Origin of the sequence: Clostridium sp. (assembly GCF_036642255.1) — a bacterium.
Classification (GTDB): Bacteria; Bacillota; Clostridia; order Clostridiales; family Clostridiaceae; genus Clostridium_J.
The window spans coordinates 23,650-49,020 of record NZ_JAVWDJ010000009.1; the positions used below are offsets into that span (position 1 = coordinate 23,650).

The 25,371-nt window shown below is 33.1% G+C and carries 26 protein-coding genes; all 26 read right to left on the bottom strand.

Translation table 11 applies throughout. The annotated features are described in order from the left end of the window. Positions 1-80: 80 nt before the first annotated feature. Complete coding sequence (gene nagA / locus RR409_RS06845) at positions 81-1,220, bottom strand: N-acetylglucosamine-6-phosphate deacetylase (RefSeq protein ID WP_332556992.1); 1,140 nt, start codon at positions 1,218-1,220, stop codon at positions 81-83. Beyond that, the gene (gene murQ / locus RR409_RS06850) at positions 1,217-2,128 is read right to left on the bottom strand and encodes an N-acetylmuramic acid 6-phosphate etherase (protein WP_332556993.1); all 912 of its coding nucleotides are present in this window, start codon (positions 2,126-2,128) and stop codon (positions 1,217-1,219) included. The genes nagA and murQ overlap by 4 nt, the downstream gene beginning before the upstream one ends. A gap of 111 nt (positions 2,129-2,239) precedes the next feature. Further along, positions 2,240-3,334 (bottom strand): MupG family TIM beta-alpha barrel fold protein, encoded by a 1,095-nt coding sequence (locus tag RR409_RS06855; protein WP_332556994.1) that lies wholly within the window; start codon positions 3,332-3,334, stop codon positions 2,240-2,242. A 1-nt stretch (position 3,335) separates the two neighbouring features. Continuing rightward, positions 3,336-4,496, bottom strand: a complete 1,161-nt coding sequence (anmK, locus tag RR409_RS06860; protein WP_332556995.1) for an anhydro-N-acetylmuramic acid kinase AnmK — start codon at positions 4,494-4,496, stop codon at positions 3,336-3,338. A gap of 83 nt (positions 4,497-4,579) precedes the next feature. Then, positions 4,580-5,503: a BadF/BadG/BcrA/BcrD ATPase family protein gene (locus RR409_RS06865; protein WP_332556996.1), complete on the bottom strand. Its 924-nt coding sequence runs from the start codon at positions 5,501-5,503 to the stop codon at positions 4,580-4,582. Between the two features lie 14 nt (positions 5,504-5,517). Then, entirely contained in the window at positions 5,518-8,328 is a 2,811-nt protein-coding gene (locus RR409_RS06870) for a sigma 54-interacting transcriptional regulator (protein WP_332556997.1), read from the bottom strand. An 80-nt stretch (positions 8,329-8,408) separates the two neighbouring features. Beyond that, positions 8,409-8,696: a hypothetical protein gene (locus RR409_RS06875; RefSeq protein ID WP_332556998.1), complete on the bottom strand. Its 288-nt coding sequence runs from the start codon at positions 8,694-8,696 to the stop codon at positions 8,409-8,411. 148 nt (positions 8,697-8,844) lie between these two features. Beyond that, a complete protein-coding gene (locus RR409_RS06880) occupies positions 8,845-9,171 on the bottom strand; it encodes a PTS lactose/cellobiose transporter subunit IIA (protein ID WP_332556999.1) in 327 nt (108 codons plus the stop codon). Positions 9,172-9,230: 59 nt separating this feature from the next. Continuing rightward, entirely contained in the window at positions 9,231-10,526 is a 1,296-nt protein-coding gene (locus RR409_RS06885) for a 6-phospho-beta-glucosidase (protein WP_332557000.1), read from the bottom strand. Positions 10,527-10,783: 257 nt separating this feature from the next. Next, positions 10,784-12,109: a PTS sugar transporter subunit IIC gene (locus RR409_RS06890; protein ID WP_332557001.1), complete on the bottom strand. Its 1,326-nt coding sequence runs from the start codon at positions 12,107-12,109 to the stop codon at positions 10,784-10,786. Positions 12,110-12,138: 29 nt separating this feature from the next. After that, the gene (locus RR409_RS06895; RefSeq protein ID WP_332557002.1) at positions 12,139-12,447 is read right to left on the bottom strand and encodes a PTS sugar transporter subunit IIB; all 309 of its coding nucleotides are present in this window, start codon (positions 12,445-12,447) and stop codon (positions 12,139-12,141) included. A gap of 350 nt (positions 12,448-12,797) precedes the next feature. Beyond that, complete coding sequence (zupT, locus tag RR409_RS06900; protein ID WP_332557108.1) at positions 12,798-13,610, bottom strand: zinc transporter ZupT; 813 nt, start codon at positions 13,608-13,610, stop codon at positions 12,798-12,800. A 268-nt stretch (positions 13,611-13,878) separates the two neighbouring features. Then, complete coding sequence (gene cbiQ, locus RR409_RS06905; protein WP_332557003.1) at positions 13,879-14,571, bottom strand: cobalt ECF transporter T component CbiQ; 693 nt, start codon at positions 14,569-14,571, stop codon at positions 13,879-13,881. Continuing rightward, the gene (locus tag RR409_RS06910; RefSeq protein WP_332557004.1) at positions 14,534-14,827 is read right to left on the bottom strand and encodes an energy-coupling factor ABC transporter substrate-binding protein; all 294 of its coding nucleotides are present in this window, start codon (positions 14,825-14,827) and stop codon (positions 14,534-14,536) included. Before RR409_RS06910 ends, cbiQ begins: the two co-directional genes overlap by 38 nt. Further along, positions 14,824-15,546 (bottom strand): energy-coupling factor ABC transporter permease, encoded by a 723-nt coding sequence (locus tag RR409_RS06915; protein ID WP_332557005.1) that lies wholly within the window; start codon positions 15,544-15,546, stop codon positions 14,824-14,826. The genes RR409_RS06910 and RR409_RS06915 overlap by 4 nt, the downstream gene beginning before the upstream one ends. A 27-nt stretch (positions 15,547-15,573) precedes the next feature. Beyond that, positions 15,574-16,365, bottom strand: a complete 792-nt coding sequence (locus RR409_RS06920; RefSeq protein ID WP_332557006.1) for a sirohydrochlorin cobaltochelatase — start codon at positions 16,363-16,365, stop codon at positions 15,574-15,576. Between the two features lie 226 nt (positions 16,366-16,591). Next, positions 16,592-17,359, bottom strand: a complete 768-nt coding sequence (locus tag RR409_RS06925) for a cobalt-precorrin-6A reductase (RefSeq protein ID WP_332557007.1) — start codon at positions 17,357-17,359, stop codon at positions 16,592-16,594. Continuing rightward, complete coding sequence (gene cobJ / locus RR409_RS06930) at positions 17,356-18,072, bottom strand: precorrin-3B C(17)-methyltransferase (RefSeq protein ID WP_332557008.1); 717 nt, start codon at positions 18,070-18,072, stop codon at positions 17,356-17,358. Before cobJ ends, RR409_RS06925 begins: the two co-directional genes overlap by 4 nt. Before the next feature lie 72 nt (positions 18,073-18,144). Beyond that, complete coding sequence (gene cbiG, locus RR409_RS06935; protein WP_332557009.1) at positions 18,145-19,176, bottom strand: cobalt-precorrin 5A hydrolase; 1,032 nt, start codon at positions 19,174-19,176, stop codon at positions 18,145-18,147. Continuing rightward, complete coding sequence (gene cobM / locus RR409_RS06940; RefSeq protein WP_332557010.1) at positions 19,157-19,936, bottom strand: precorrin-4 C(11)-methyltransferase; 780 nt, start codon at positions 19,934-19,936, stop codon at positions 19,157-19,159. Before cobM ends, cbiG begins: the two co-directional genes overlap by 20 nt. 14 nt (positions 19,937-19,950) lie before the next feature. Beyond that, positions 19,951-20,634, bottom strand: a complete 684-nt coding sequence (locus RR409_RS06945; RefSeq protein WP_332557011.1) for a cobalt-factor II C(20)-methyltransferase — start codon at positions 20,632-20,634, stop codon at positions 19,951-19,953. A 207-nt stretch (positions 20,635-20,841) separates the two neighbouring features. Beyond that, positions 20,842-21,408, bottom strand: a complete 567-nt coding sequence (cbiT, locus tag RR409_RS06950; RefSeq protein ID WP_332557012.1) for a precorrin-6Y C5,15-methyltransferase (decarboxylating) subunit CbiT — start codon at positions 21,406-21,408, stop codon at positions 20,842-20,844. 4 nt (positions 21,409-21,412) lie between these two features. Further along, a complete protein-coding gene (gene cbiE, locus RR409_RS06955; RefSeq protein WP_332557013.1) occupies positions 21,413-22,021 on the bottom strand; it encodes a precorrin-6y C5,15-methyltransferase (decarboxylating) subunit CbiE in 609 nt (202 codons plus the stop codon). 49 nt (positions 22,022-22,070) lie between these two features. Next, on the bottom strand, positions 22,071-23,216 hold the full coding sequence (gene cbiD / locus RR409_RS06960; RefSeq protein WP_332557014.1) for a cobalt-precorrin-5B (C(1))-methyltransferase CbiD: 1,146 nt from the start codon (positions 23,214-23,216) through the stop codon (positions 22,071-22,073). 24 nt (positions 23,217-23,240) lie between these two features. Then, a complete protein-coding gene (locus RR409_RS06965) occupies positions 23,241-23,867 on the bottom strand; it encodes a precorrin-8X methylmutase (RefSeq protein WP_332557015.1) in 627 nt (208 codons plus the stop codon). A gap of 38 nt (positions 23,868-23,905) precedes the next feature. Continuing rightward, entirely contained in the window at positions 23,906-25,360 is a 1,455-nt protein-coding gene (locus RR409_RS06970; RefSeq protein ID WP_332557016.1) for a cobyrinate a,c-diamide synthase, read from the bottom strand. Positions 25,361-25,371 lie beyond the last annotated feature (11 nt).

Below are 25,371 nucleotides of genomic sequence, written 5' to 3' on the forward strand. Positions count from 1 at the left end.
ACTTGCGTAAGTAATGATTACTTATAAGTTCCAAAGAACTTAATTCATTTAAGCTAATTAAACTTAATTTTTATTTTCCATTACGAGTCTAACTCCTTACCTCCAATAATTGTTTTGGAAACATTAAATTCTTCATCGAAAATTATAATATCGCTATGTTTTCCAATGGCTAGGCTTCCCTTATGTGTGTCAACTCCAATTACTTTTGCAGGATTCAAGGATGCCATCTTTACTGCTTCATATATTTCTAAAGTACTATGCTCATACATATTTTTAACTGCTTTATTTAAGGTGAGAACACTACCTGCTAAAGCTCCACTTCTTAACCTAGCAGAATTATCTTTAACTATAACTTCCTGTCCTCCGAGGTCATAGTTGCCTTCTTTCATACATCCTGCCCTCATTGCATCAGTAATAAGTACCATTTTGTCTTTCCCTTTTATTGTATTTAAGACATCAAATACTCCAGGATGTACATGAATTGTATCTGCTATAATTTCACAAGTTATATTACTTTTTAGCACTGCTCCAACAACTCCTGGTGCTCTATGACTTAATGGAGTCATTGCATTAAAAAGGTGAGTTGCATGGGATATGCCCATTTCGATACTTTTCATAGCTTCTTCATAGGTAGCATTGGTATGACCCATGGAAATTACGATTTCACTGTATTCATTCATCTTTGTAATAAACTTATGATCTTCATCTTTTTCAGGGGCAATAGTTATGATTTTTATTATATCTAAATAATCTTTAATAAAATCAAAGCTAGGTTCTATAATATGCTCAGGATTTTGAGCCCCTTTATATTTCTCATTAATAAAAGGGCCTTCCATATGGCAACCTAGTACCTCTGCACCCTCCATGGTAGAATTCATTGCAGCTCTTATAATCTGAAAAGCTCCATAGATGCGCTCCTTGCTCATGGTCATAGTTGTAGGTAAAAATCCAGTTACTCCATTTTTAGCTATGGTTCTGCTTATTACCTTAAGGGCTTCCATATTTCCATCCATAGTATCGCAACCACCAGAGCCGTGGATATGTATGTCAATGAACCCCGGAGAAACATATTGCCCTTTAGCATCAATAATTTCTAAATCCTTATAGTTAATTATTTCATCCTCGGTAACAATATCTACAATTTTATCATCAAACAAAATAACACTATTTAAAAGTACAGTAGCTTCAGTTATGATTTTGCCATTAACTATTGCTTTCATATATTCACATCCTCTATAGCTTTAACTATATATCCTCTATGCATTTCTAATAATTTCTTAGCGTCTACTAAGGAAAGACCTGTTTCTATCATAAAAATACTAAGCTTCACATTATATCCCGTTTCTTCTAAGATGTTGGTAATCATTTCATCTGCTGCCCCTGTGGCAAGATTTACAATTCTCCTTGCTCTAACTCTTAATTTTTCATTTGAAGGCTGCACATCCACCATTAAATTTCCATATACTTTTCCCAGTTTTATCATGGCACCTGTAGAAAGCATATTCAGCACCATCTTTTGGGCTGTGCCTGCTTTCATTCTCGTAGATCCCATGATAACCTCTGGACCAACTTCTATAGATATTAAAACATCTGCATAATCAGCCATTTCACTTTCCTTATTCATTGTTACAGCCAATACCCCTGCTCCGATTGCTCTGCCATATTTCATTGCTCCAATAACATATGGAGTTCTTCCTGAAGCAGCTATTCCACAGATAATATCCTTGTTTGAAAGATTTATTTTCATAACATCTTCCCTACCAAGACTTATGCTATCCTCTGCACCTTCAACTGCTTTAAAAATAGCAGTATTTCCTCCTGCAATAATTCCCTGTACAAGGTCAAAACTTACTCCATAGGTTGGGGGACATTCTGAGGCATCTAGTATTCCTAGTCTGCCACTAGTCCCCGCTCCTACGTATATAAGCCTTCCCCCTAGCAGCATTCTTTCTGCTATCATATCCACGGCTTTAGCAATTTGCTCTTTTTCTTTCTCAACAGCTATGGCAACTTTCTTATCTTCTTCATTTATTAAAGAAATCATGTCTAGAGTACTTACTCTATCTATGTTTAGTGTATTTATATTTCTACCCTCTGTTGAAAGCTTTTCTAAATCTTGTACTTTCAAATATATCAACCCCTTAAGAAATGAACAATTAATTTCGTTAATTATTTTTAGAATTAAATTTACATCTATACAACGTGCCTTTTGTAGTAAGATTCTCACATATTCACAAAATTATATTGAACTTATTTGTACAAAGCCAAATTTTTCCCAAGGTTCTATAAAATCTAATAGGAATAGTTCATCACTATTTATTTTTCCCACTACATTGGTTTTTCCTGAATTCTTCATATCCTTTAATGCCACTTGTAGTTCTCCAGCATAATGTCCATATAAAGATGTATCAACAAGTAAGTCCCCTCTTTTTATATCTGGACAGTTAAAAGAAACAAATTCATGACCTTTGTATTTCACCCTACTTTGAGTTGATCTTATCATATACTCTGAAACATCCCCTCTATTAAAATGAAACTCTTCAAGAACAATTTTTCTTTCTATTTCAGGGATATTCTCCACAAGTTCAACTTGAAAAGTAATCATGTCACGATTTAATCTTCCTAACTCTCTAAGTTCTTCCTCTGAAGCAAAGCAGTTTGCAATTATCACATAATCAATTAAATTAGTTGCAAATAAATGTTTTGCTTGTGCAGTTATTGAAAGATCTCTGTGGAGCTCTACTGTGCAAAGTCCTTCATTCACTGGCCAAGGCCCAAAATTTGCATGCTTTGATGATATGAAAGCTGCAGTTCTTATACCAAAGTCCTTAAACTGTTTGCTGCATTTTATGAAATGATCATAACTTAATCCTGAATATCTATGAGGATAAAAGTTATGGCAACCGAGTAAGTTTTCAGTATTTGGTTTATGACTCATTATATTTTCTAGATACTTTGTTCCATTACTCATATTTATTTCTATTTTTAAACCATAAGGATTAAAAGTCATTATAGATTCTTCTAATCCACTAAATCCCATATCAAGTCTTATGCCATAAGCCTTTAAATCATTAAAGAAGGATAGATCTTTATAACTTATCCCCAGCTCTCCAAAAACTCTAGGACTAACATCTGCTATAACTTCCATTCCTAAACTATTTGCTTCATTTATAATTTCATTAAAGTCCCTAACTATCTTTTCTTTATCCCCGTCAACAGATAATAAACACGTAAAAACTCTTGTAAAACCGTACTTATGAGCAAGGTTCAAATAATCTATATTCTCTTCTATACTTGCTTTTTCTGGGTATATTGAAATGCCTAATCCCCTCATGCTATTCCCTCCTAAAATATTTCTTTCCTGGTGTTATATTTCCAAGTATTACTCTTTCTTTTGCTCCAGTGGCACCAATGACATTTCCTTCAAATCCATTTAAAGTTTCATTTGCTAATACTGCAAAGGCAATTGCTTCCTTTGCATCTGAGGAATATCCCAAATCCTCTTGTATAAGAACCTTACAATCTGGAAGCAATGTGTTTAGCATATTTATAAGTGTGGTATTATAACTTCCACCACCACCTACAATGATTTCATCTATGTGGTGATAAGGAAAAATAAATCTTTTATAATTTTCAGCAATTGAATAAGCTGTGAACGCAGTTACTGTGGCTATAATATCCTCGTCTTTTTCTGCATTCCACTTTCTTAAAACTTCATCTACAAATTGTTTTCCAAAGAGTTCTCTTCCTGTAGTTTTAGGTGGCTCCAGGTTAATATATGGCAAATCTAAAAGCTCTTTTAAAAGCCCTTCCTTGATACTTCCCCTCTTTGCAAACTCCCCATTCTTATCATAAGGTAATTGCTTAAGGGTTTTCACAACTTCATCAATAATCATATTTCCTGGTCCTGTATCAAAGGCAAAAATATCATCTATGTCACAATTGGCTGGAATCACTGTAACATTTCCTATACCACCAATGTTTTGCAATAATCTATTTTTGTCACTTCTATATAAAAGGTATTCAGTATAAGGTACAAGGGGCGCTCCTTGCCCTCCAGATGCTATATCCATGGTTCTGAAATTTGAAACCACAGTGACTCCTGTTTCATAAGCTATGATTGCAGGTTCTCCTATTTGCAAAGTTGATTTTATATACTTGCCATACTCTCTTGGAATATGAAAGATAGTTTGTCCATGGGAACCGATAAAATCTAACTTGTCATAGGGAAAGTTAGCCTCTCTACAAAGCTTTTTTACAGTATCACTAAGTAAATATCCAATCCTGAAATTTAAGCTACAAATAGCTTCAACATTTGATTTATCAGTAGAGCAGCAGTTTTTAATTTCTTCCTTAATCTCCTCTGGTAATGTTTCATTAATGAAATGAAGGAGTTCCACTTTAGTATTTATTCCTGCTCCTTCTATTTTCACTAGTGCCCCATCAATCCCATCTAATGAGGTTCCTGACATTAGTCCAATAGCATACTTTTCCATAACTTTCAATCTCCTTCATCTTTATCCCTTACATTCTATAAGGAATCAAAGCTACCTTAAATCGAAGATATATTTTGCATCATCTATACTATCCCGTTAATTCTCAATTCTTTTAAAGCTAAAAAATATGCTCCTAAAGCTGAGGACGGGTCTTCATCTACTATTGTTACATCCTTTATATTATCTGTAAGAACCCTCTCAAATTCACTTCTAACAATATCTATCTTAGTTAAAATACTTCCTTTTATCCCCACTGTTACAGAACCTTGAAAATTAAGACTTCTATATACCCTTAAGGTTGTTTCAGCTAGATCCTGTCCACTTTTCCTAAGTATTTCTATCGCTGATGCTTCTCCACTCTCTGCAGTGTTAACTATCACTGGAACAAGGACTGCAATCTCTCCCTTAGTAGAAGAATAAACAAAGTTCTTTATATCTTCTCTATGAGTTATACCAATTTTCCTCATTATCACCTTAGAAAGATTACTTGGTTCCATATCTAAATCTTCTTCCAAGGCTAATGTTTTTAATGCTTCAATAGCAATGAAGTATCCACTACCTTCATCACCTAGCAAATGACCCCAGCCTCCAGCACTTTTAGTTTTTCCATGTCTAATTCCATAACTTATAGATCCTGTTCCTGAGATAGTTAATATTCCGTCCTCTCCTTTTAAAAGAGCCGCAAGAGCTATCACAGCATCATTTACTACTTTAACTTTCACCTTATACTTATCACTTAAAATCCTTGTAATGAATGAACTGCTTTCACCACTTTCCGATCCCGCAAGTCCTAAATATATGATTTCGCATTTGGAGTGCTCTAAGCACTGATGAATTTTTGCAATACATTGATCTATAGCACTAATAATATTTCCCATAGCCTCTTCTTCATTTATAAGCACATTTCCAAATCCAGTTCTTGCAATGCATAACTCTTTTCCTTCCAAACTGTATGCAATAGCTTCTGTTTTTGTTCCACCACCATCAACACCTATAATATACTTCACTTAACTCACCAACCTTATAGATTAATTAATATTTCAATGATATTTCCTATATCCTCATGAGAAAAACTAACATTAATTTCATTTTCTAACTCTTTAAGTCCACCTTTTAGATAATTAAAAAGATCACTATGCCTTGATAAAATAACCTCTAAGTTTCTACACTTATAGGTGTCTTCTCTCCCTAAAAGCTTTTGTATCAAAGAACCAAAGTGCATTAATAATCCATTTAGTTTTTCACTATCTAAGTGAATATCAAAGGTATATTTGATTGTAGAGATTAGCTCTATAAAGGTGCTAACTATATATTCAGCCTCATGAAGGTCAAGATATTCCCTATAGATAGTTTTCATATTTTCTAATAAACCTTCATCACTTATATAACTATCAAAATCTTCATCTAAGAATTCCTTAAAGAACTTATCCATAGGAATATAATCTATACCCTCAATTTTTATGTTAAATGGACTGACTATAGCCAAAACGTTAGTTTCTTTTTGAATATTCTCAACAGCCTTCTTAAACTCGTCCCTATCTTTAATGCCAAGGTTTATAACTTCATATCTCTCTTCATTAAATTTCTTATAGATAATATCTTTAAGCTTTTGAGCTGTTCCTTCACCTGTAAAACAAGCTGTTATAATCACCTGTTTTTTACTCTTAACATTTTCATCTAGATTATTTCCTAAGTATTTATTGTAACCACCTAAGGATTTTACAATTTCATCTAAGGGTTGGTTCATAATAGCCTTTCTTACGGCCTCAATTACCATTACTGTAGTTACCATATCCACAGTTTTAACTTCAATACCTGTATTATTTTTTATTATCTTATCAAAGAATTTAAGGGAACCCATATCCACAAGAAGTAATGCCCCTAAACCTTCGTTTCTTTCTTTTATAATATTTTCAATGTTTTGTAGTGCAGTTTCTGGTTTCATAGTCAGTGGCATATCAAAGCCAATTGCATGGTTTGTATTTAGTAGCTGGTTTACAACCTCTGCCATAGATGTGGCAGTACTGTTACCATGCATCGCTACAATCACCGTAACCTTACCTTGATCACCATTTCCATCTGCTGCAAAAAACATTGTTATAAATCCAATTTCATCCATAGGCACTGCAACCTTATATTTATCCTCAAGCTTGTCTGCAAGTACCATTGCTAACTTAAATTCTTCTGGATACTTTTTTCTTACCTCATCAATTTTAGGGTTTTCTATTATCCTATTTGCCCTTGCCCTACTTAAAAAGGTGTCAATGTGAATAAGTAATCCCATGAAGATATTTTTATTTATTTTTCTTTTCAATCTATACTCTGCCACATATATAAAATTACTTAAAAAATCATATAAACTCCCATTTACTATGCACTTTATTTCATTTAATACATGGGTATCTTTAATACTAGCTAGATATTTATTAATAAACTTTTCCACCTCATTAGATACCTTTTGCTTTACCTCCTCTTTTTCTAATCCATAGGATTTAAGGTATTCACTTCTAGATTCTATAAATTCATAAATATTTGTGGAGAGGTTATATTTATCTCCAATGTCTTCTAGCATTACCTCTTCTTTATTATCTATTTTTAATTTATAACTTCTTGGTGTAATCTTATTTGCCTTCAGAAGGCCTGCTTTCACCTTATCAGAAAAGTCCTCTAAGTTTATCTTAATTTTTGTATGCGAAAACATAGTTTTTAAAAAAGCTTTAGCACAAGCTATTTGTATATCGCTTTTTAATTCTCCAATATTATTAAAACAATCGTAGTTAATTAGTGCCGTTATAGCATCACCATCTACTTCAATTTTCTTTCCTACTCTTTTTGACTCTTCTTCGAAAAAACTTTGTATAAGTTTTAGTCTATCTTCTACGGTCCTTTCCCTTAGTGGCGGTAAGGATATAGTTACAGGAATTCTTCTCGTAAAAGTTCTAAGTAGTGAAGAATTTATATTCTCAGTTGTGGCACATATTATCATTACCTCAATAGCAATTTCCTTTGTACTTCCTAAAGGTGAATATTTCCCTTCATCGATGAGAGTAAAAAGCATCTCCTGTCCTTCAGGTGGAAGTCTATGAACCTCATCAAGGAACAATATACCATTTCTAGCTTTTTCAATTATCCCTTCTCTATCTTCCACTGCCCCTGTAAAAGCGCCCTTTTTCACTCCAAATATTTGAGATACTAATAATTGAGGTGTATTAGCATAATCAGCACAGTTAAAAACTGCAAATCCATTACTATCCTTTACCACATTAACTTGTAATGCATATTTAAACATAATCTTGGCAAAATAAGACTTTCCAACTCCAGTTTCACCAACTATTAATGAATGAAGACCTCTTGGAGGATAAACTATTGCTGCCTTGGCAAGGGATATTTGCTGTTTAAGACTTGATTCCTTCCCCACCACAGAGTCAAATATAGAGTGTTCAATATTTAAACTTCTTTCGTTTACACTTCCACTATCTTCTTTTTGTGACTCTTCTTTTGCATAGTAATATACTGGTCTTCCATCTTTTTTTTCAAGGAGGCCTTCCTTTGTAAGCCTGCCAAATTCTCTAACCACATTTGGCCTTTTCATATTAAGTAACTTGGCAACTTCTTCAGCGGTAAAGCCACTTACTTCCCCTTGCTCTTCCCTCTGCTTTATACATAAATCTCTTATAGCATTGTATACCTCTAAGTATTTCATGTTTATACCACCTTGTTCTACTTCTCTTAGGCATAGAAAGAAAAATAATGGTCTTAAATTTAAAGTATGTTTTGTGTCAGTGAAGAATATAGATTCTGCAGATGTTTTGTCTGCAAAAAATCCATCCATCTAATCCTCCTTAAGAATTCACAAGAATACTGATTCATTATTTTTTAAAATATGCCTTTTATCATATTATACTATTATTATTACTTTTTATTATACTTAACAATGCCCTTATACTGACCTTTTTCTAGCATAGTTCTAGAAATTTCAAAAAACATTATACACATAACAGAGAATATTATGGAAAGGAAGTTCCAAACTGCTGGGTTAATATTATCAAATAATAAAGCTGGTATTATTAATACAAAAGGAGCTGAAAAACCTATAATCCATCTATTCAATTTGTATTTTTTCATCATCTGCTTAGTGAACCTTACTGATGCTAAAACTACTATCATTAGTACTAAAATGTATAAAAGTTTACTCCACATATCAATTACCTCTTTACTTTATATTTTTATTTTTCTTTAGGCATCTTCAAAAATAGCTAGTCAGTATGCTAGTCTATTTTGAAACATACTGCGTCAACAGAACCTATTTCCTTGGCTGATGCAAAACATCCGTGGCATCTTTGACTTGTTATTTTGCTTCAGATGTCTTATTATTTTTCTCAATAACCTTATATAATCTAACCATATGTTCTATTAAACTTTTTTCTGATATTGCTGTCATAAGATGATCCTGTGCATGAACCATTAATAAGTTCATTTGAAGACCTTCGCCATTTACCTCTGCTTGTATAAGTTTTGTTTGAGTTTTGTGAGCAATATCAAGCTCTTCTTCAGCCTTTGAAAGTAACTCTTCTGCCTCTGCTATATTTCCATTTTCTGCAGCCTTTATAGCATCAAAAGCAAATGCTCTTGCATTTCCACCATGAGATATTATTTCAAAAATTTCGTTCTCCATAAAAATTCCTCCTTTTATTTTTAAGTCAATTCTATTTACTCTATAGACCTAAATTGCGGTTAATAATCCCTATTTATATTTAACAAATCCTTTAAAAGACTTTTAGCTATCTCAACTGAAGGTACCAGGGGATGTGCTACTAGTGCCATTAAAGCTTTGTTTTTGTCTCCTTTAACTGCTGCTTCCACAGCAAGAATTTCATAACTTTTAACTCCTTGAATTAAGCCACTTATTTCTGGTGAAAGTTTTTCGTTAAAACTTAGGGGTGTTGCGCCTCTGCTATCAATCAAACAGTTTGCTTCAATTACACTATCATATGGAAGTTCACTAATTGACCCCTTATTTAATGTATTAACTACATGAACTTCTTTCTTGTTATTATAAATGGCACTTATGAGTGAAACCGCAGCCTCTGAATAATAAGCTCCACCTCTTTTTTCAAGTTCTTTTGGTTTAACATTTAGATTTGCATCATTATACTTTTCAAATAATGCTCTTTCAACCTGCTTAACCTGCTCTGCTCTTGTACCTGTCCCATTTTCTATTGCTTCTTTTTCTTCCTTAAGTAGCCTATCTGTCATGTAGTAATATCTGTGATAAGGGCAAGGAACCATGTTCAGTGCTCTTAAAAAATCTCCATCCCATTTTAAATCTGAAATATTTTTCATTGTTAGACTAGCACCATCTAGAAAGGCCTCAATAACTTCCTTAGTTACATCTTTATCTCTACACCAAACTTTCTTCCCCCACAGAAGATGATTTAGCCCCACAAAATCTATAAATATATCTTTAGGATCCACCTGAAGAATCTTTGCTATATTCATAGTCATATGAATTGGTACGTTACATAAACCAATACACTTTACTTTACTGTGCTTTAAAACTGCTTCTGTAACAACCCCAGATGGGTTTGTGAAATTAATTAACCAAGCATTTGGGCAATATTTTTCTATCTCACTACAAATCTCAAGAATGACTGGTATAGTTCTTAGTGCCTTTGCAAAGCCCCCTGGGCCTGTAGTTTCTTGCCCTAAAACATCATACTTTAATGGAAATCTTTCATCCTTAGCTCTTGCTTCAAGACCTCCAACTCTAAACTGGGTAACTACAAAATCTGCTTCTTTAAGGGCATTTTGTCTATCTAGAGTAAGTTCTATTTTTATTTTAAGTTCTGCCTTTTCAACCATTCTCCTAGCAAGGTTTCCAACTATATTAAGCTTTTCTTCTCCAGCTTTTATATCCACTAAATGAATTTCTTCTACTGGTAGTTCACTATTTCTCTTTATAAATCCTTCAATTATTTCAGGAGTATAGCTACTTCCACCTCCGATGATTACAACCTTCAATCCTTTCACTTAGCTCTTCCCCCTTCTTATTTTAAATAAATAGCTTAGCCCAATTCCTACATCTCTTTAATGAGTTATGTCCAACAACTTTTAATGAAGATTTAACTTCCATAAAAGTTTACTTATTAGCAAAGTACCCCTACCTAGTAAGGATGAAAGCTTCTCCTTTCAAGATGTGGTAGAACTGTGACTAAGCTATTTTGAGTTTATGATAAATATTAACTATATTTAATATGCCTACTTCTTATATAACTCTTTATTTTAAACTACATTGTTGTTGTACTTGTTTCTAATTCAGCATTTTGATGTTCTTCAGCAATCATCTTCTTCTCGTATACTTTAAAGAATGGATAATAGATTACTGTTGTTATTGCAATGTTCACAAAAACCAATATTACTGCTGGGAAGTTTCCATTTGTTGCAAAGTATGCTCCTATTGGTGCTGGTAATGTCCAAGGTGCATTAATAGCAAACTTTCCTACAATTCCTGCAGCAACTGCAATATAAGATATTATTCCTGTTACTATTGGTCCAACAATAAATGGTATAGCGAGAAGTGGATTCATTACTAATGGTGCACCAAAGATAATTGGTTCATTAATATTGAATATTCCAGGGATAATTGAGAATCTTCCCACCCTCTTTAAGTATTCAGATTTTGAAAATACCATTAGTAAACATAAACTTAAAGTTGCACCTGAGCCTCCTATCCAAATAAACCATTGGAAGAATTGCTCTGGTAAAATGTTAGGCATTGCTTGACCTGCTGATAATGCAGTCGCATTTTCTTCAAGAAGTACTAACCATACTGGTCTTAAAATAGAACCTATAATTGAAACTCCATGAATACCAGATGCCCAAAGAAGTGTAATAAAGAATACTGGAACTATAACTCCCCAGATACTGTTACCTGCAACCCCTTTAACTGGAGCAAAAATATCCATTAGGAATTTTTGAATATCGAAATTTAACCATACTCTTACAAACCATACAACAACTATTATTACTGCTGCTGGAATCAACGCTTCAAAGGATCTAGCAACTGATTCTGGAACTTGTTCTGGCATTTTAATAGTTATATTGTATTTCTTTAAAAGTCTTAAAACTTCTACCGCAAAAATCATTGCAAGAATTGCAGCAAACATTCCTGCTCCACCAAGTGTTCCCATAGGAAGTACCCATCCCATGGTGTTAGCTCCTTGTACTCCAGCCTTTGCTGCCTCTTTAAGTACTGCATCCACATTTAGTGGAGTAGTCATTAATAAAAATGCTGCAAGAGAAAGAACTCCCCCTGTGACTCCATCTAGTTTATATGACTTAGACAAGCTATATCCCATTCCATAAGCAGCATACAGCGACATAAGTCCCATAGTCATTCTAAAAGGTATAAGTATCTTACCTGCATAAGGTGCCACTGCATCTGCCCAAGATTTAACTGGCGGTGATGCAATTATTAAGAAGAAGCTACCTACGATAATAAGAGATAATGTTGATATAATACCGTCTCTGATTGCCCTAAGATGTCTTTGTTCAGCAAGTCTAGCCATTGGTGGCATGAATTTTTCTTCAACCCACTTTAAGAATCTTTCCATAACAATAGTCCCCCTTTTTTGCTTTAAAATTACTTTGCATACTTTTTAATTTGTTGTAGAACTTTTGGTGCACCTATTGGTGTATATCCCATAGGTACAATAAGTTCGATTGGAACATTCGAATTTTCTGCTTGCTCCTTAAACACATTAAATCTATGTTTAACTTGTGGAGCAACTATAGCAAGATCATATGCTGTTGTCTTAAGTTCTTCTTCAAATTCTTGTGTACCTACAGCTTTAATTTCTAGTTGAAACCCTTGCTTATCTGCCTCTTGTTTTATAGCCTTAACTACAATTGCACTAGACATTCCCCCTGAACACACCATAAGAACCTTCATATCAACACCTCCTTTAATTCCCTTTTCACTTATATAGAGCAAAAACCATGCCAACTCCGTAACGCCTTTAATTTAAAGGTTTACATACTTGTGTATCAACTTTCATTATTGATGATACACTACATCTTTTTTGATACACTAGATTTACTTCCTGTAATAAAAGACTAATTTAAAACTATACCTATTCATAATTTTAGGTTAATTCTTCCGAGACTTTTTTTAATACATACACTAATATTTTATCATTAAAAATCAATAGTTTACCTAGGATACCTCTTAAAAGTCAAAAAGATACCTCAAAATGAAGTATCCTTAGATCTATCATATTAACTTTTAATTTTATCCTTACATCATATAAATAATAGTAAACTCACTGCCATAACTACCATTCCAGCTATAAGTCCATAAATGGATAAGTGATGTTCTCCATATTTTTCTGAAGCAGGAAGAAGCTCATCTAAAGATATATAAACCATAATTCCAGCTACCATAGCAAAGAGTATTCCAAATGTTACATCATTAAAGAATCTTGATAAAAGTGCAAAACCTACTATTGCTCCTACTGGCTCAGAAAGTCCTGAAATAAATGAATAGAAAAATGCTTTTTTCCTATCTCCAGTAGCATAGTAAATTGGAACTGACACTGCTATCCCCTCAGGTATGTTATGAATTGCCACTGCAACTGCAATTGGAAGTCCAATACTAGGATCCTTTATAGCTGCAGTAAAGGTTGCAAGTCCTTCTGGGAAATTGTGAATTGCTATAGCCAAAGCTGACATCATTCCCATTCTCATCAAACCTTGTCTATGGTCATTCCTTCCTTCCTCAGCATCATCAATATCTTCAACCTGTTGCATTGAGTGTGGATTCTCAAAACTTGGTACTAATTTATCTATTAATGCAATTAATAGCATTCCTCCAAAGAACCCTAAAACAGTAGCCCACATGCCACCCTTTAGTCCTAGAGCTGGTATTAAGGCATCCTTTGCCTTTGCAAATATCTCAACAAATGAAACATATATCATTACCCCACCAGAAAAACCTAGGGATATAGACAAAAATTTTGTGTTTGTTCTCTTAGTAAAAAATGCTAGTGCACTACCTATTCCAGTAGATAACCCCGCAAATAAAGTTAACCCGAAGGCAAGTAAAATTGAGTTCATATCCATAAAAACTGTTACCTCCATTGATAATCATTCTTTCATAATAATTATACAACATATCCTGTATTAGTTGCACTATATTTTTTATTATATAAACCCATGGTTATTTTGTTCTCTCTATTTCCAATAAGTATTTTAACCAAGATAAATTATGTTCAGCTAGATTTTTTTATATAAATTCTAAGAATTTATTATACACACCAATTATGGGTTTCTTTGAAAAAATAAATTATCGCTGAAATAAAAAATATCCTATATTAAAATTTACTTAATATAGGATACTAAAAATCATTGTTATATAAATAAGTATACCTGCAAATCTATAGTTACTGAATCTATAATCACCTTTTATGTATGCCATATGTCCATTATAACATCTACTATTAATAGCTTCTTTTACTTCGGTCCACTTTCTAAGAGTATTCACAAAAAGTAACCCTGCAAGTTTCCCTGTATTTTTCACTACATCAATTTTTGTCTCAAAGCCACCCCTTGCTCTAATTGCATTAAAAATTATCACAGATTCATCTTCTATAGATATTATAAATCTTTCTGTGCTTTTAATAATGTCACAAATGTCCTCTAGGAATTTTACTTTATTTATGTAATATAAAATATGATTTAAGGGCGTTGTAAAGCTTAAGAATAATAAGCATAAGGCTGAAGATAGTGTTTTAGTTATTAAAATCGCTGAATAACTTATTCCATAATCAAAGATAAAAGTAATGGAAGATATAAGGGAAAATGTAGCTATACCAATAATTAACTTCATAACATACTTCACAGGATTTCTTGCTAACATATGTAATATAATAAAGACTATTAAATTAATTAATGGTACTAAAATGTTGTTTGAGAACCCATTTATTATAATACAGCAAATACATAAAGTGATTTTTTCTAAGGGATTTATATAAGCAAACTTATTGGCCTTGGCGTACATTGCTATTATTCTGAACACTTTTTTTCCTTCCGATATAGTATCCTATAAACCCTGCGCCTGCTGCAGCCTGCAATGAAAACAACAAACTTTCAGTTTCTCCTGAAGGTGGTTCCCATATACTTTCAAACCAAGGCTCGTATTCAGAATTTATTACATTAATTTCTTCTTCAGCTTTACTATCTGCACCGCCAAAATCCTTACCTGCACCAAATATTAAGCTTATCCCCACAATGGCTACACATATGAAAATTAATACTAAATTCTTATTCTTCATTGCTTAATATCCTCCAATGCTCTCATTTCTGCTGCTGCATGTTTTTCTATAAAATCAAAGATTACTACCGTTATTATGCCTTCTATAATGGCTAATGGTATTTGAGTTAATGAAAATATACTTAAGAACTTTAATAGAGATGTGATTATCCCACCATTTGTTGATGGAAAAGCCAATGCAAGCTGCAAAGCAGTTACAGTATAAGTTGCTAAATCCCCTAACATGGCAGCTAAAAAAATTGATACTTTTTTATTTTTGTTTTTATATAAGTTGTATACTAAAAAAGAAACTACAGGTCCAACAATCCCCATGGAAAAGGTATTTGCGCCTAAAGTTGTAATTCCTCCATGAGCTAAAAATATTGCCTGAAATATAAGTACAATCATTGAGATTACTGACATTACAAAGGGTCCAAAAAGAATTGTTCCAAATCCTGTACCCGTTGGGTGTGATGAGCTTCCTGTTATTGATGGTAGTTTTAAAGCAGAAAGTACAAAACAGAAGGCAGCCACTAAACCTAATAACATTTTTATATCCTTATTCTTAATTGTACTTCTCTTTATATCCTTTATGCCTTTATAAATAAAAGGAATGCATAGCAAGAAATAAAAGATACTATATTTTACTGGTAAAAACCCTTCTGCAATATGCATGGCATAGGCATTTGCAGGAAGAAAAAATAAAATAACCGTAACATAGTACAAAAATAATTTCTTCATTTAAAATCCTCCTTTAGAAACCTTAAATTAATTGTTTTCAATAACTTGATTTAACAATTTAACATATAGATTTTGAAAGCTTTTGATTTCTCCTATTCCCTTAAGAATACAGTTAACCTTAAACCCTTCTCCTTCTAAAATGGATTTCCAAGAATCCTCTTCTTCTGAAGCCATGTCATTTCTTGCATGATCTCCACATACAAGCATAAATGGCAATAGATTTAAAGAGGTATAATTTTTACTCTTTAATATAGGAATTATTTCTTCAATGGTTGGATATCCCTCAACGGTAGCCACATGAACATTGCTTAAACCCATATTCTGAGCTACTGTTTGAAGCTGAAAATAGCAAGCATTTGCTGGATGTTTAGTTCCATGAGCCATTAACACTATTCCTTCCTTTGAATCATAATGTCCAATTTCATTTTTAAGTGCCTCAAAGGCATTAATGTAATCTTGATTCTTGTAAAGTAGTGGCGTTGAAAGTTCCAATACTTTGAAGTAATTCAATTCTCTAATACTGTTTACTATAGCTTTAATTTTGTCATATTCTTCTCCAAAGATAATATGTAAGGGTTGCACATAAACTTCTTCATATCCATCATTATGTAATCTAATAAGTGCCTCCTCTACATTATCAACGGAGTAATTATCTCTAGTTTTCAACTTTTTTATTATAATACTTGATGTGAACGCTCTTCTCACTTCAAAATCCATAAAACCTTCTTTAATTGTATTCTCAGTGGCTGCTATAGCATTCTCTAAGGCTTCATGGTATGAAGTGCCAAAACTCACTACTAATATTGCTTTTTTCTTCATAAGCTTCTCCTTTTTATGTAAAGATATTGGTGGAAGCTTCTACTTACCGCCCCCACTCTCTTAACAAGGGCATTGGGTTTTGCTTCTTACACTCACAAATATCTAAATAATTAATTTCATTCTTTTATCAACATGTAATATATCCTACAGTTTTTAGCCTCTTATCTTACATTGAATTTAATATAAGTTACTTTTACAATGTTATAATGAATAAGGTTACTGCAACTTATATAATTCCATTTAATCTTATATAATCTTCTAAAGAATTTAGGTCATTAAATATAATAGGATAATTAACCTTTTTTCTTCCAACTACAATAATTTTAATATTACATTCTATGGCGGCTTGAATCTTTTCTAGGGTTCCACCTTCAATGCCACTATCCTTAAGCAAAATTCCCTGGATATCATAATCTTGTATAAAAGCCTTATTTAACTCTTTAGAAAATGGACCTTTCATTGCTATGATATCTTCTACGGGAACTCCTAATTCTTCACATTGCTTCAAAACCTCTGAGGTGGGTAGAATTCTATGTATAATTCTATTGTGCAAATTTAGCATTCTTATGATTCCGATATTTCTACTGCCAGTAGTGTTTAATATGTTTCCATTAAAATTAACAACCTTAGGAAGCTCAACATAATCTTCTATATAATATAAGTTTTCATTGTTTAAGAACTTATCAATAACAGAAGGTCTTTCGTATCTTATATATTTGATATTAAGATCTGCACAAACTTCCATTGCATTCTTTGTTATTTCTTTTGCATAAGGATGAGAGCCATCAATAAGAACCTTAACCTGTTTTTCTTGTAGAAGACTTTTAAGTTCTTCCTTTAATAATGGCTTCTCATTGATATACCTATACTTATATTCCTTTAGTAGACTTCCTCCATAGGTACTGGAGGTTGACACTAAAATGTTATCTGTATATTTGTTTAACATATTTAATATTAGCTTTCCCTCACTAGTTCCTAATATTAAACCAATCACAGCTTATAGCCCCTAGGAGTTAAAAATTTGCCATCCTTATAGTAACTGCTACTATTTCCTATAATAACAATTGACATCATATCCACTACTGAATCATCAAAATTCTCTAGGGTGTAGTTATGTATTTCTTGTCCCTGTCTTAGTGCATTTTTAACTACAGAAACAGGTGTGTTACCTTTTCTATATTCCTTAATAATATTAATGCATTCCATCAAATAGTGCGGTCTGCCAACACTTTTAGGATTATAAAGAGAAATTACAAAATCTCCATCCGCTGCCATTGTTACACGTTTTTTTATCAATTCGTAAGGGGTTAAAAGATCACTAAGGCTTATATTGCAATTATCATGCATAAGTGGAGCTCCTAGAACTGATGCTGCTGCTGAAGATGCAGTAACTCCTGGTACTACTTCAACTTCTTCATCTTTTGCCATTTCAAGAATTAACCCTGCCATGCCATATATTCCAGCTTCTCCAGTACTGATAATAGCTACATTATTATCTTTAGAAAGCTCTAACGCTTGTCTACAACGTTGCTCTTCCCCCTTCATTCCTGTAGATACTACTTCTTTACCTTCTATTAAATGTTCTATATAAGCAATATATTTATTATAACCAACGATAATATTACTGTCCTTAATAGCTTCTATAGCTCTTAAAGTCATATGCTCTTGACCTCCTGGGCCAATTCCAACTACATAAAGTTTTCCCATAACTTGTTCCTTTCTTTAAATCCTAATTTAAAATTTATTTTCTATATTCCATAACTATTTCCAACTGTAATTTTAAAGTGTTCTACCAATAGCAAGTGTCATTCCATTAAAGCTTTCTTTCGGATATAAAATTTCTCCCTTAGATAGCTCAATGACAGGTTCACAAACTGCCCCTACTCCAATAGTTTTTCTTACAAACTCGCTAGTAGCATATTTGTGTTCTACGAGCTTTATTTCCTCTGGACTAAATATTTTAAGTTCTACTCCTAAAGCTTCACACAAAGCCAAAATTGCAGTTTCATTCTTTTTGATAGAAACCGTAGCTACATAATCTACTGCCTTTTCATGAATATTCTTTTCCTCAAGGGACTTCCTAACTGAAGAAAGCATATCATCACTTGGAAAGTTCTTCTTACAACCAATCCCTAAGATAACATTCTTTCTTATAAGCTTTAATACTGGAATACCATTAAAAGCTTTTTCTACAGTTGATTCACCACTGGAAGTCACTACAACAATACCTTGCAGGTTATCATAGCTCTCTTTTAAATCTATTTCTAAATTTAAATATCCACTTGGGCAAGGTATCAACTCTTCTTCATCTAAAAACCCTACTGTTTTACCTTCCACTAAAAGGGTAGCAATTTCCTTCGCCATAGTCATATTATCAATGTGAAGATTATTATCCACAGCAATCATATCTGGTGCTGTTATCCCTAAGTTATCAGTAGCAGTAGTTATAATAGCTTCACAATCTAATATTCCACTAATTATATTGGTAAGCTTATTTGCTCCTCCAAGATGACCACTTAATAAAGAAATTGCATATTTACAAGAACTATCAATCACCACCACTGCTGGGTCATTTTTTTTATTTACTATATGAGGTGCTATTCCTCTTACTGCAATACCTGTAGAGCTTATAAATATAACTGCATCATTATTTTCAAAGGAATCTTTACAGCATTGTTTAAAATTAAACTCTTTATCTTTACTATTAAATATATTTAACTCTAAAGCCTGAAAGTGTTGCCATAGACCTACTGTAAGGCTATTCACCATGTTACTTCCTAGAGTTGTAACATTAATTACTGCTATTTTCATCTTTACCCTTTCTAAACATGTGTGTAAAGTTCTCATGGTACAGTAAACTCTGCTCATACTCACAATCTATAAAATCACCAACTAATATTTGAGCTTGTTTTGTTATATCTGCTTCCTTTACTTTTTCAGCAATATCGTCTAAAGTTCCTATAACTACTCTTTCATCTTCCCAGGTAGCTCTTTGAATTACTGCCACTGGAACATTTCTTCCATAACCTCGTCTCAACTTCTCTACAACTTTTTCAATCATTCCTACAGATAAAAAAAGTGCCATGGATGCTCCAATTGATGCTAATCTCTCTAAATCTTCCTTTTCAGGTACAGGAGTTCTTCCTTCCATTCTAGTTAAAATCACAGTTTGAGATACACTTGGAAGGGTGAATTCTCTGTTTATTGAAGCTGCTGCAGCGGTGAAGGAGCTTACCCCTGGAACTACCTCATACTTAATGTCTAGTTTATCTAGTTCATCCATTTGTTCCTTTATGGCGCCATATATTGAAGGATCACCTGTGTGTAATCTTACAATTTTTTTATTGTTATTTTTAGCTTCTACTACGGCATCAATAACTTCTTTAAGTGTCATTGATGCTGAATTATAAAGTTTTACATCTTCCCTACAACATTTAAAATGTTCTTTGCTCACTAGAGAACCAGCATAAATAATTACTTCTGCTTCCTCAAGAAACTTTCTTCCCTTTACGGTTATTAAATCTGGATCCCCTGGGCCCGCTCCGATAAAATAAACTTTTCCAATTTCCATTGTTTTACCTCTTTCTACATTTCACTATTTCTATGAGCAATAATTAATGTCATATAATCTTTGTTATTTAATATTTCCTCTCTAGTATGGAAAATTGCTTGGCCTTCTCTATAAGCTCTTTTTACAGCAAAGTATGTAAAGCCTGCCTTATCTAGATAATTTAATACTTTTTCTTCTTGATTGTAGAATTTCATTACTACTATATATTTTTCATCTTTTACTCTCTCTATCTGACTTCCAGGTACAATTAAAAGTGGCTCGTCACCAATTACAAGAATTTCTCCTGCAAGACTTGCACTAGCGCAGAAAGATGTAATTCCAGGTACGGTTTCTGTAGTGTAATTTTTTTCTTTTATGTATTTTAAAAGGTAAATATATGTACTATAAACAAAAGGGTCACCTATAGTTAAGAAAGCCACATTTTTACCTGCTTTTAAATAGCCTTCAATAGTTTTAAAGGCATCATAAACCTTCTCTTCTTTGTCTGGCTTTCCCATTGGAAAGTGACTTATTATAACCTCTTGATGTGGCTTAATAAAATTCTTTGCTGTATCATAAGCAATACTTTGTCCACCAGCCATAGCGCTTGGCGCTATGATTACATCACTATTTTCTATTACTTTTATAGCTTTAAGAGTAAGTAGTTCTTCTCCACCTGGACCAACTCCAACTCCGTATAATGTTCCCAAATTACTCATTTTTCTTTCCTCCAACTATTATTTTTTGACATCTTCATCTCATAACTATTTCATATGTTAGTCTGTTTTTCGGCATACTTGCTCCCGTGAAACCCATTAAAATCACAACTATCAATAAAACCTGTTCCCCTGCCTTCACAAGTATTCTTATAGAGACAAGCTGTTCGTCCTATCTTTCACTTGTTATTTTATTTCAGTTACCTAAAGTTATTTAACCTTTGTTGCTGTGATTATAAAAATAGGGTTTTGAGCCTTAAGCATATAGCTACTACCAACTGTTTTGGATACTCCCACCTCTATACATTCCACTAAATAATTTAACTCTTTTAGCGTGTTCATAGCTTTATAAAGGTTATTAATAGTGATGAAATTCAGCAGCATTTTTCTTCCTATTTTTAATTTCTTTCCATACTCGCTAATTATAGTTTCTATATTTCCGCCACTTCCACCGATGAATATTCCATCAAACTCACCTTTTATATTATCTAAAACCTTTAAGGCTTCCCCTTCAACTATTCGAAGATTGCCTGCCTTAAATTTCTCTTTGTTAATTTTAATTGTTTCTAGTGCTTCACTGTCCATTTCAATTGCTGTAACTTGTCCTTTGGGACAACACTTAGCTATTTGAATAGATACACTACCAGTACCTGCTCCTACATCAAGGATGTTAAAATCATTTTCTAGCTCTAATTTTGCAACAGTGAGGATTCTAATTTCTTCCTTGGTCATAGGGCAATTACCCCTAATAAACTCTTCATCTTTTATAAACTTCATGATATCACTCCGTTTTTTTATTTATAAAAACCACTGACAGGTTACTATATTCATTGTTCATAAGGTCTTTTGGGTGTCCAACACTTATTTTCTCATCTTCATAAGAAAGATTCTCTCCTATGGCTACCTCACAATTTATATTGCTTACTACTAATAACGTACAAAGTACTTTTGGGTTTCTTTCTTTATCAGTAAGCCAAATAGATTTTTCATATTCCTTTACCTTAGTTATAAAAGCTTCTTCTCTTCCATGAACACTGGATAAATAGGCCTGTTGCCAGCTTTTATTTAGCTTACCCATTAAATATTGGTAAGAACTAATACCAGGTATAACCTCAATATCCTCTTGATAATTTCTATTTATATAATCGGTGATTCCATAAAAGTTAGGATCTCCTGAAGCTACAAGGGCTATAGTTTTATGTTGATTTTCTTTTATGTATTTTAATATATCTTGTAAGGAATTCCTAACTTCCTTCTTGTTGTCTATGAAATCCAAGGTTTCTAAGGCTCTCTTAAATCCTAAGATTACATCACTTTCTTCCATAATCTTTATAGCCGCAGGAAGTATATAATCTCTATGTCCTGGTCCAAGTCCTACAATATATACCATGAAATCACCTCACTTTATGATTTTATCCTGATATGGTGGCCCCATCTCTTCAATTTCTTGAATCGTAAAGTACGCCCCTTTTCATAGAGTACATTATCACATCTACATCTATACTCTCATAAGAATATTGCTCCATACGGTGCTTTACCTTTTCTCCTATAGATTTGTATAGCTCCTCATATCCTTCACCAAGAAGATTAACTGCTCCTTCTGTGGTTTTTTCATTATATATTCTTCTTACTAACTCACTAGGATATCCAAGAAGCGCAAGTTCTAAAGCTAAGGTTTCAAGTCTTACATCACAAACTCTACTATGGGTATTAAAAGCTCCACTAGCTATTTTACAAACCTTACCTATATGCCCTACAAGGGTTATTTTTTTAATATTTCTAGCTACAAGAGTATCAAGAGCAAAGCCAACATAGTTTGATATTATCACCATATTTTCCTCTTTTAGCTCCAACTCTTTTGCCATGTTTTCTCCCATGTTTCCAAAGAGTAGTGTAAGTTCATTGTAACCACTAGCAATCTTTTGACTAATTTCTAATTTAATAGACTCAGTTAAGGATTCCTCAGACATAGGCATTACAATTCCTGTCGTACCTAAAATAGATATCCCACCTAGAATATTTAGCCTTGGATTAAAAGTCTTTTTAGCAACTTCTTCACCCTTCGGTACTATAATAGTAATTTCAACTCCATAGTCCTTAGGAAGTACTTCTCTAACTTCCTTTTCTATCATTGCTCTTGGCACAGGGTTTATGGCAGGTTCTCCCTTCTTAACATAAAGCCCCTCTCCACAAACTATGCCTACACCCTTTCCACCTTTTAAGGTGTACCCTTCCTTTGTAGCAGTTGCCCTGGCAACAATCTCAATGCCATGAGTGTTATCTGGATCATCTCCACCATCTTTAATCACTGAGCACTCTACGAAATTCTCTCCAAACACCACATTGATTATAGGAATTGTTAGCACTATATTTTTAGGAGTATTGAAGGTAATATTCTTAATTACATATTTATTTTCTTCTACTTGGTATACTTCTTCTCCATTGTACTTGTCTGTGATTTTCTTTTTTAAGATATTGCTATAAAGCATCATTGTTGCAGCCTTTGCAGTGGCAGTAGCTGAAGAACCAGTAGTAAAGCCACATCTTAGTTTTTTTCCATTTGCTTCAACATATAAATCAAGCATTATTAATCACCAACTTTATTTTTCCTAATCTCTTTCAATTAACATGTACATAATAGCGTTAACAATGGCTGCTGCTACGTTGCTTCCGCCTTTTCGTCCTCTTATTGTTATATTAGGGATATTATATTTTAATAGTTCTTCCTTACTTTCCTTGGCTCCAACAAATCCAACAGGAGCACCAACTACAAATTTAGGATTAGCTTTTCCTTCATTTATTAGATCCAACAGTTTAAATATTGCAGTGGGGGCATTTCCAAATACAAAGAATTCAACACCTTCTTCTACAGCTTTTTCTACTCCAGCCATAGATCGAGTTATTCCTCTCTCCTTTGCAATTTTTGCTACTTCCTCATTTGCAACATAACACTTAACCTCACAACCTAGTTTTTTTAATGCCATTTTATTAATGCCAGAAAGAGCCATATTTGTGTCAGTATAAATTGTTATTCCACTTTTAAGTAATGCTTTTCCACTTTCAATAGCTTGTTTATCAATATGTACTATGTTCTGATAATCAAAATCTCCTGTAGTATGAATAGTTCTTTTTACAATTAAAAGCTCTTCCTCAGTAAAATTATGTGGATTCATTTCACTACCAATTATCTCAAAGCTTCTTTTTTCTATTTCCATTGGGTTCTTAATATAATCCATATTCATCAATCCTTACATTTTATTTAATGGCTAAACAACTAACTCTTTTTCTCTTTGTACTGAAGGACTTTATTAATCATTTCTCTAAAGAACTCCATATTGTTGAAGAAATGAACGTGTCCATAACCTGCTAAAGTGTTGTTCTTCACATATCCACAACTCCACTGTTTAACCTCATTGTTGTAAGTAGTCTTTTCAACTTTATACACTGGAGTTTCTTCTAGGTTTACCTTTGATTTATGGAATTCATGACAATTAATTTTATTGCCTTGTGTTACTAATGAGTTTTCTTTATCTATTAGAATTTCAGCATAACCAAAATTCTGTAACATTTTAGTTAGGTAAGAATATCCTTTAAAAAAGCCTACAGTTTCATATATCATCTCTTCATTCATGGGAGCTATTCCCTCTGTAAGGTACATAAGTCCCCCACATTCTGCATAGCAAGGCAATCCCTGTTCTAGAGCTTCCTTAATAGATGAAAGCATAGATTTATTCTGGCTTAATTCCTTAACAAACACCTCTGGATATCCGCCACCAATGTATAAAAATTCCAAATCTTCTGGAAGCTTTTCATCTAATAATGGACTAAAATATACTACCTCTCCAATTTCTGAAAGCAACTCTAAGTTTTCCCTATAATAAAAGCTGAAGGCCACATCCTTTGCAACTCCAATTCTAAGATTATGGTTTTTCATGTTAAACTTACCTTTTTTATCCCCTATAGTGGCTCTCTCTTCTGAAAAAGCTATAGGTTTTAAATGCTTCTCATTAGGGATTATTTGCTCCTTGTACTTATCTATAACATGGTTCTCTTTAAAATCTTCTAGAAGTGATTTTACGTCTACATTTTTTAAAATATATTCACTACAAATCTCTATCTTATTTTCTAAATCACCTATTTCTCCTGCTTGTACAAGTCCTAAATGTCTTGATTCCAGCGACAATCTCTCGTCTTTTGGTATATATCCATAAACTTTTAGGCTAGTGCAGTTCTCGATGACTAACTTTAAAAGGTTGTAATAACTTGGTGAAATATTATTTAAGATTATACCTTTAATGTTTACGTCTTTCACAAACTCATCACAATAATTTAGTAACCCTTGGATTTCCGCTCCTAAAGTAGCACTTTGTGCCTTTGGACTTAGTACTAATACCACTGGCAAATCTAAAACCTTTGCCACATGGGCTGTTGAATATTTTGAGTTAATGCCTTTTCCATCATAAAGTCCCATAACTCCTTCAATAACACCTAAGTCTCCAGTCCCTCTTGAGTAAACTTCCATAACTCCTTCTTCGCCTATTAAAAATAAATCTAAGTTTCGTGAAGGTTTCTTAGTTATAAAACTATGAAAAGCTGTATCTATATAATCTGGTCCTACCTTATATCCCTGAACATCATAATTCATTTTCATAAGTGCTCGCATAAGTCCAACGGTAGTGGTGGTTTTTCCACCACCACTGCTGTTAGAAGAAATTACAATACTTTTCATATTGTTTTTCC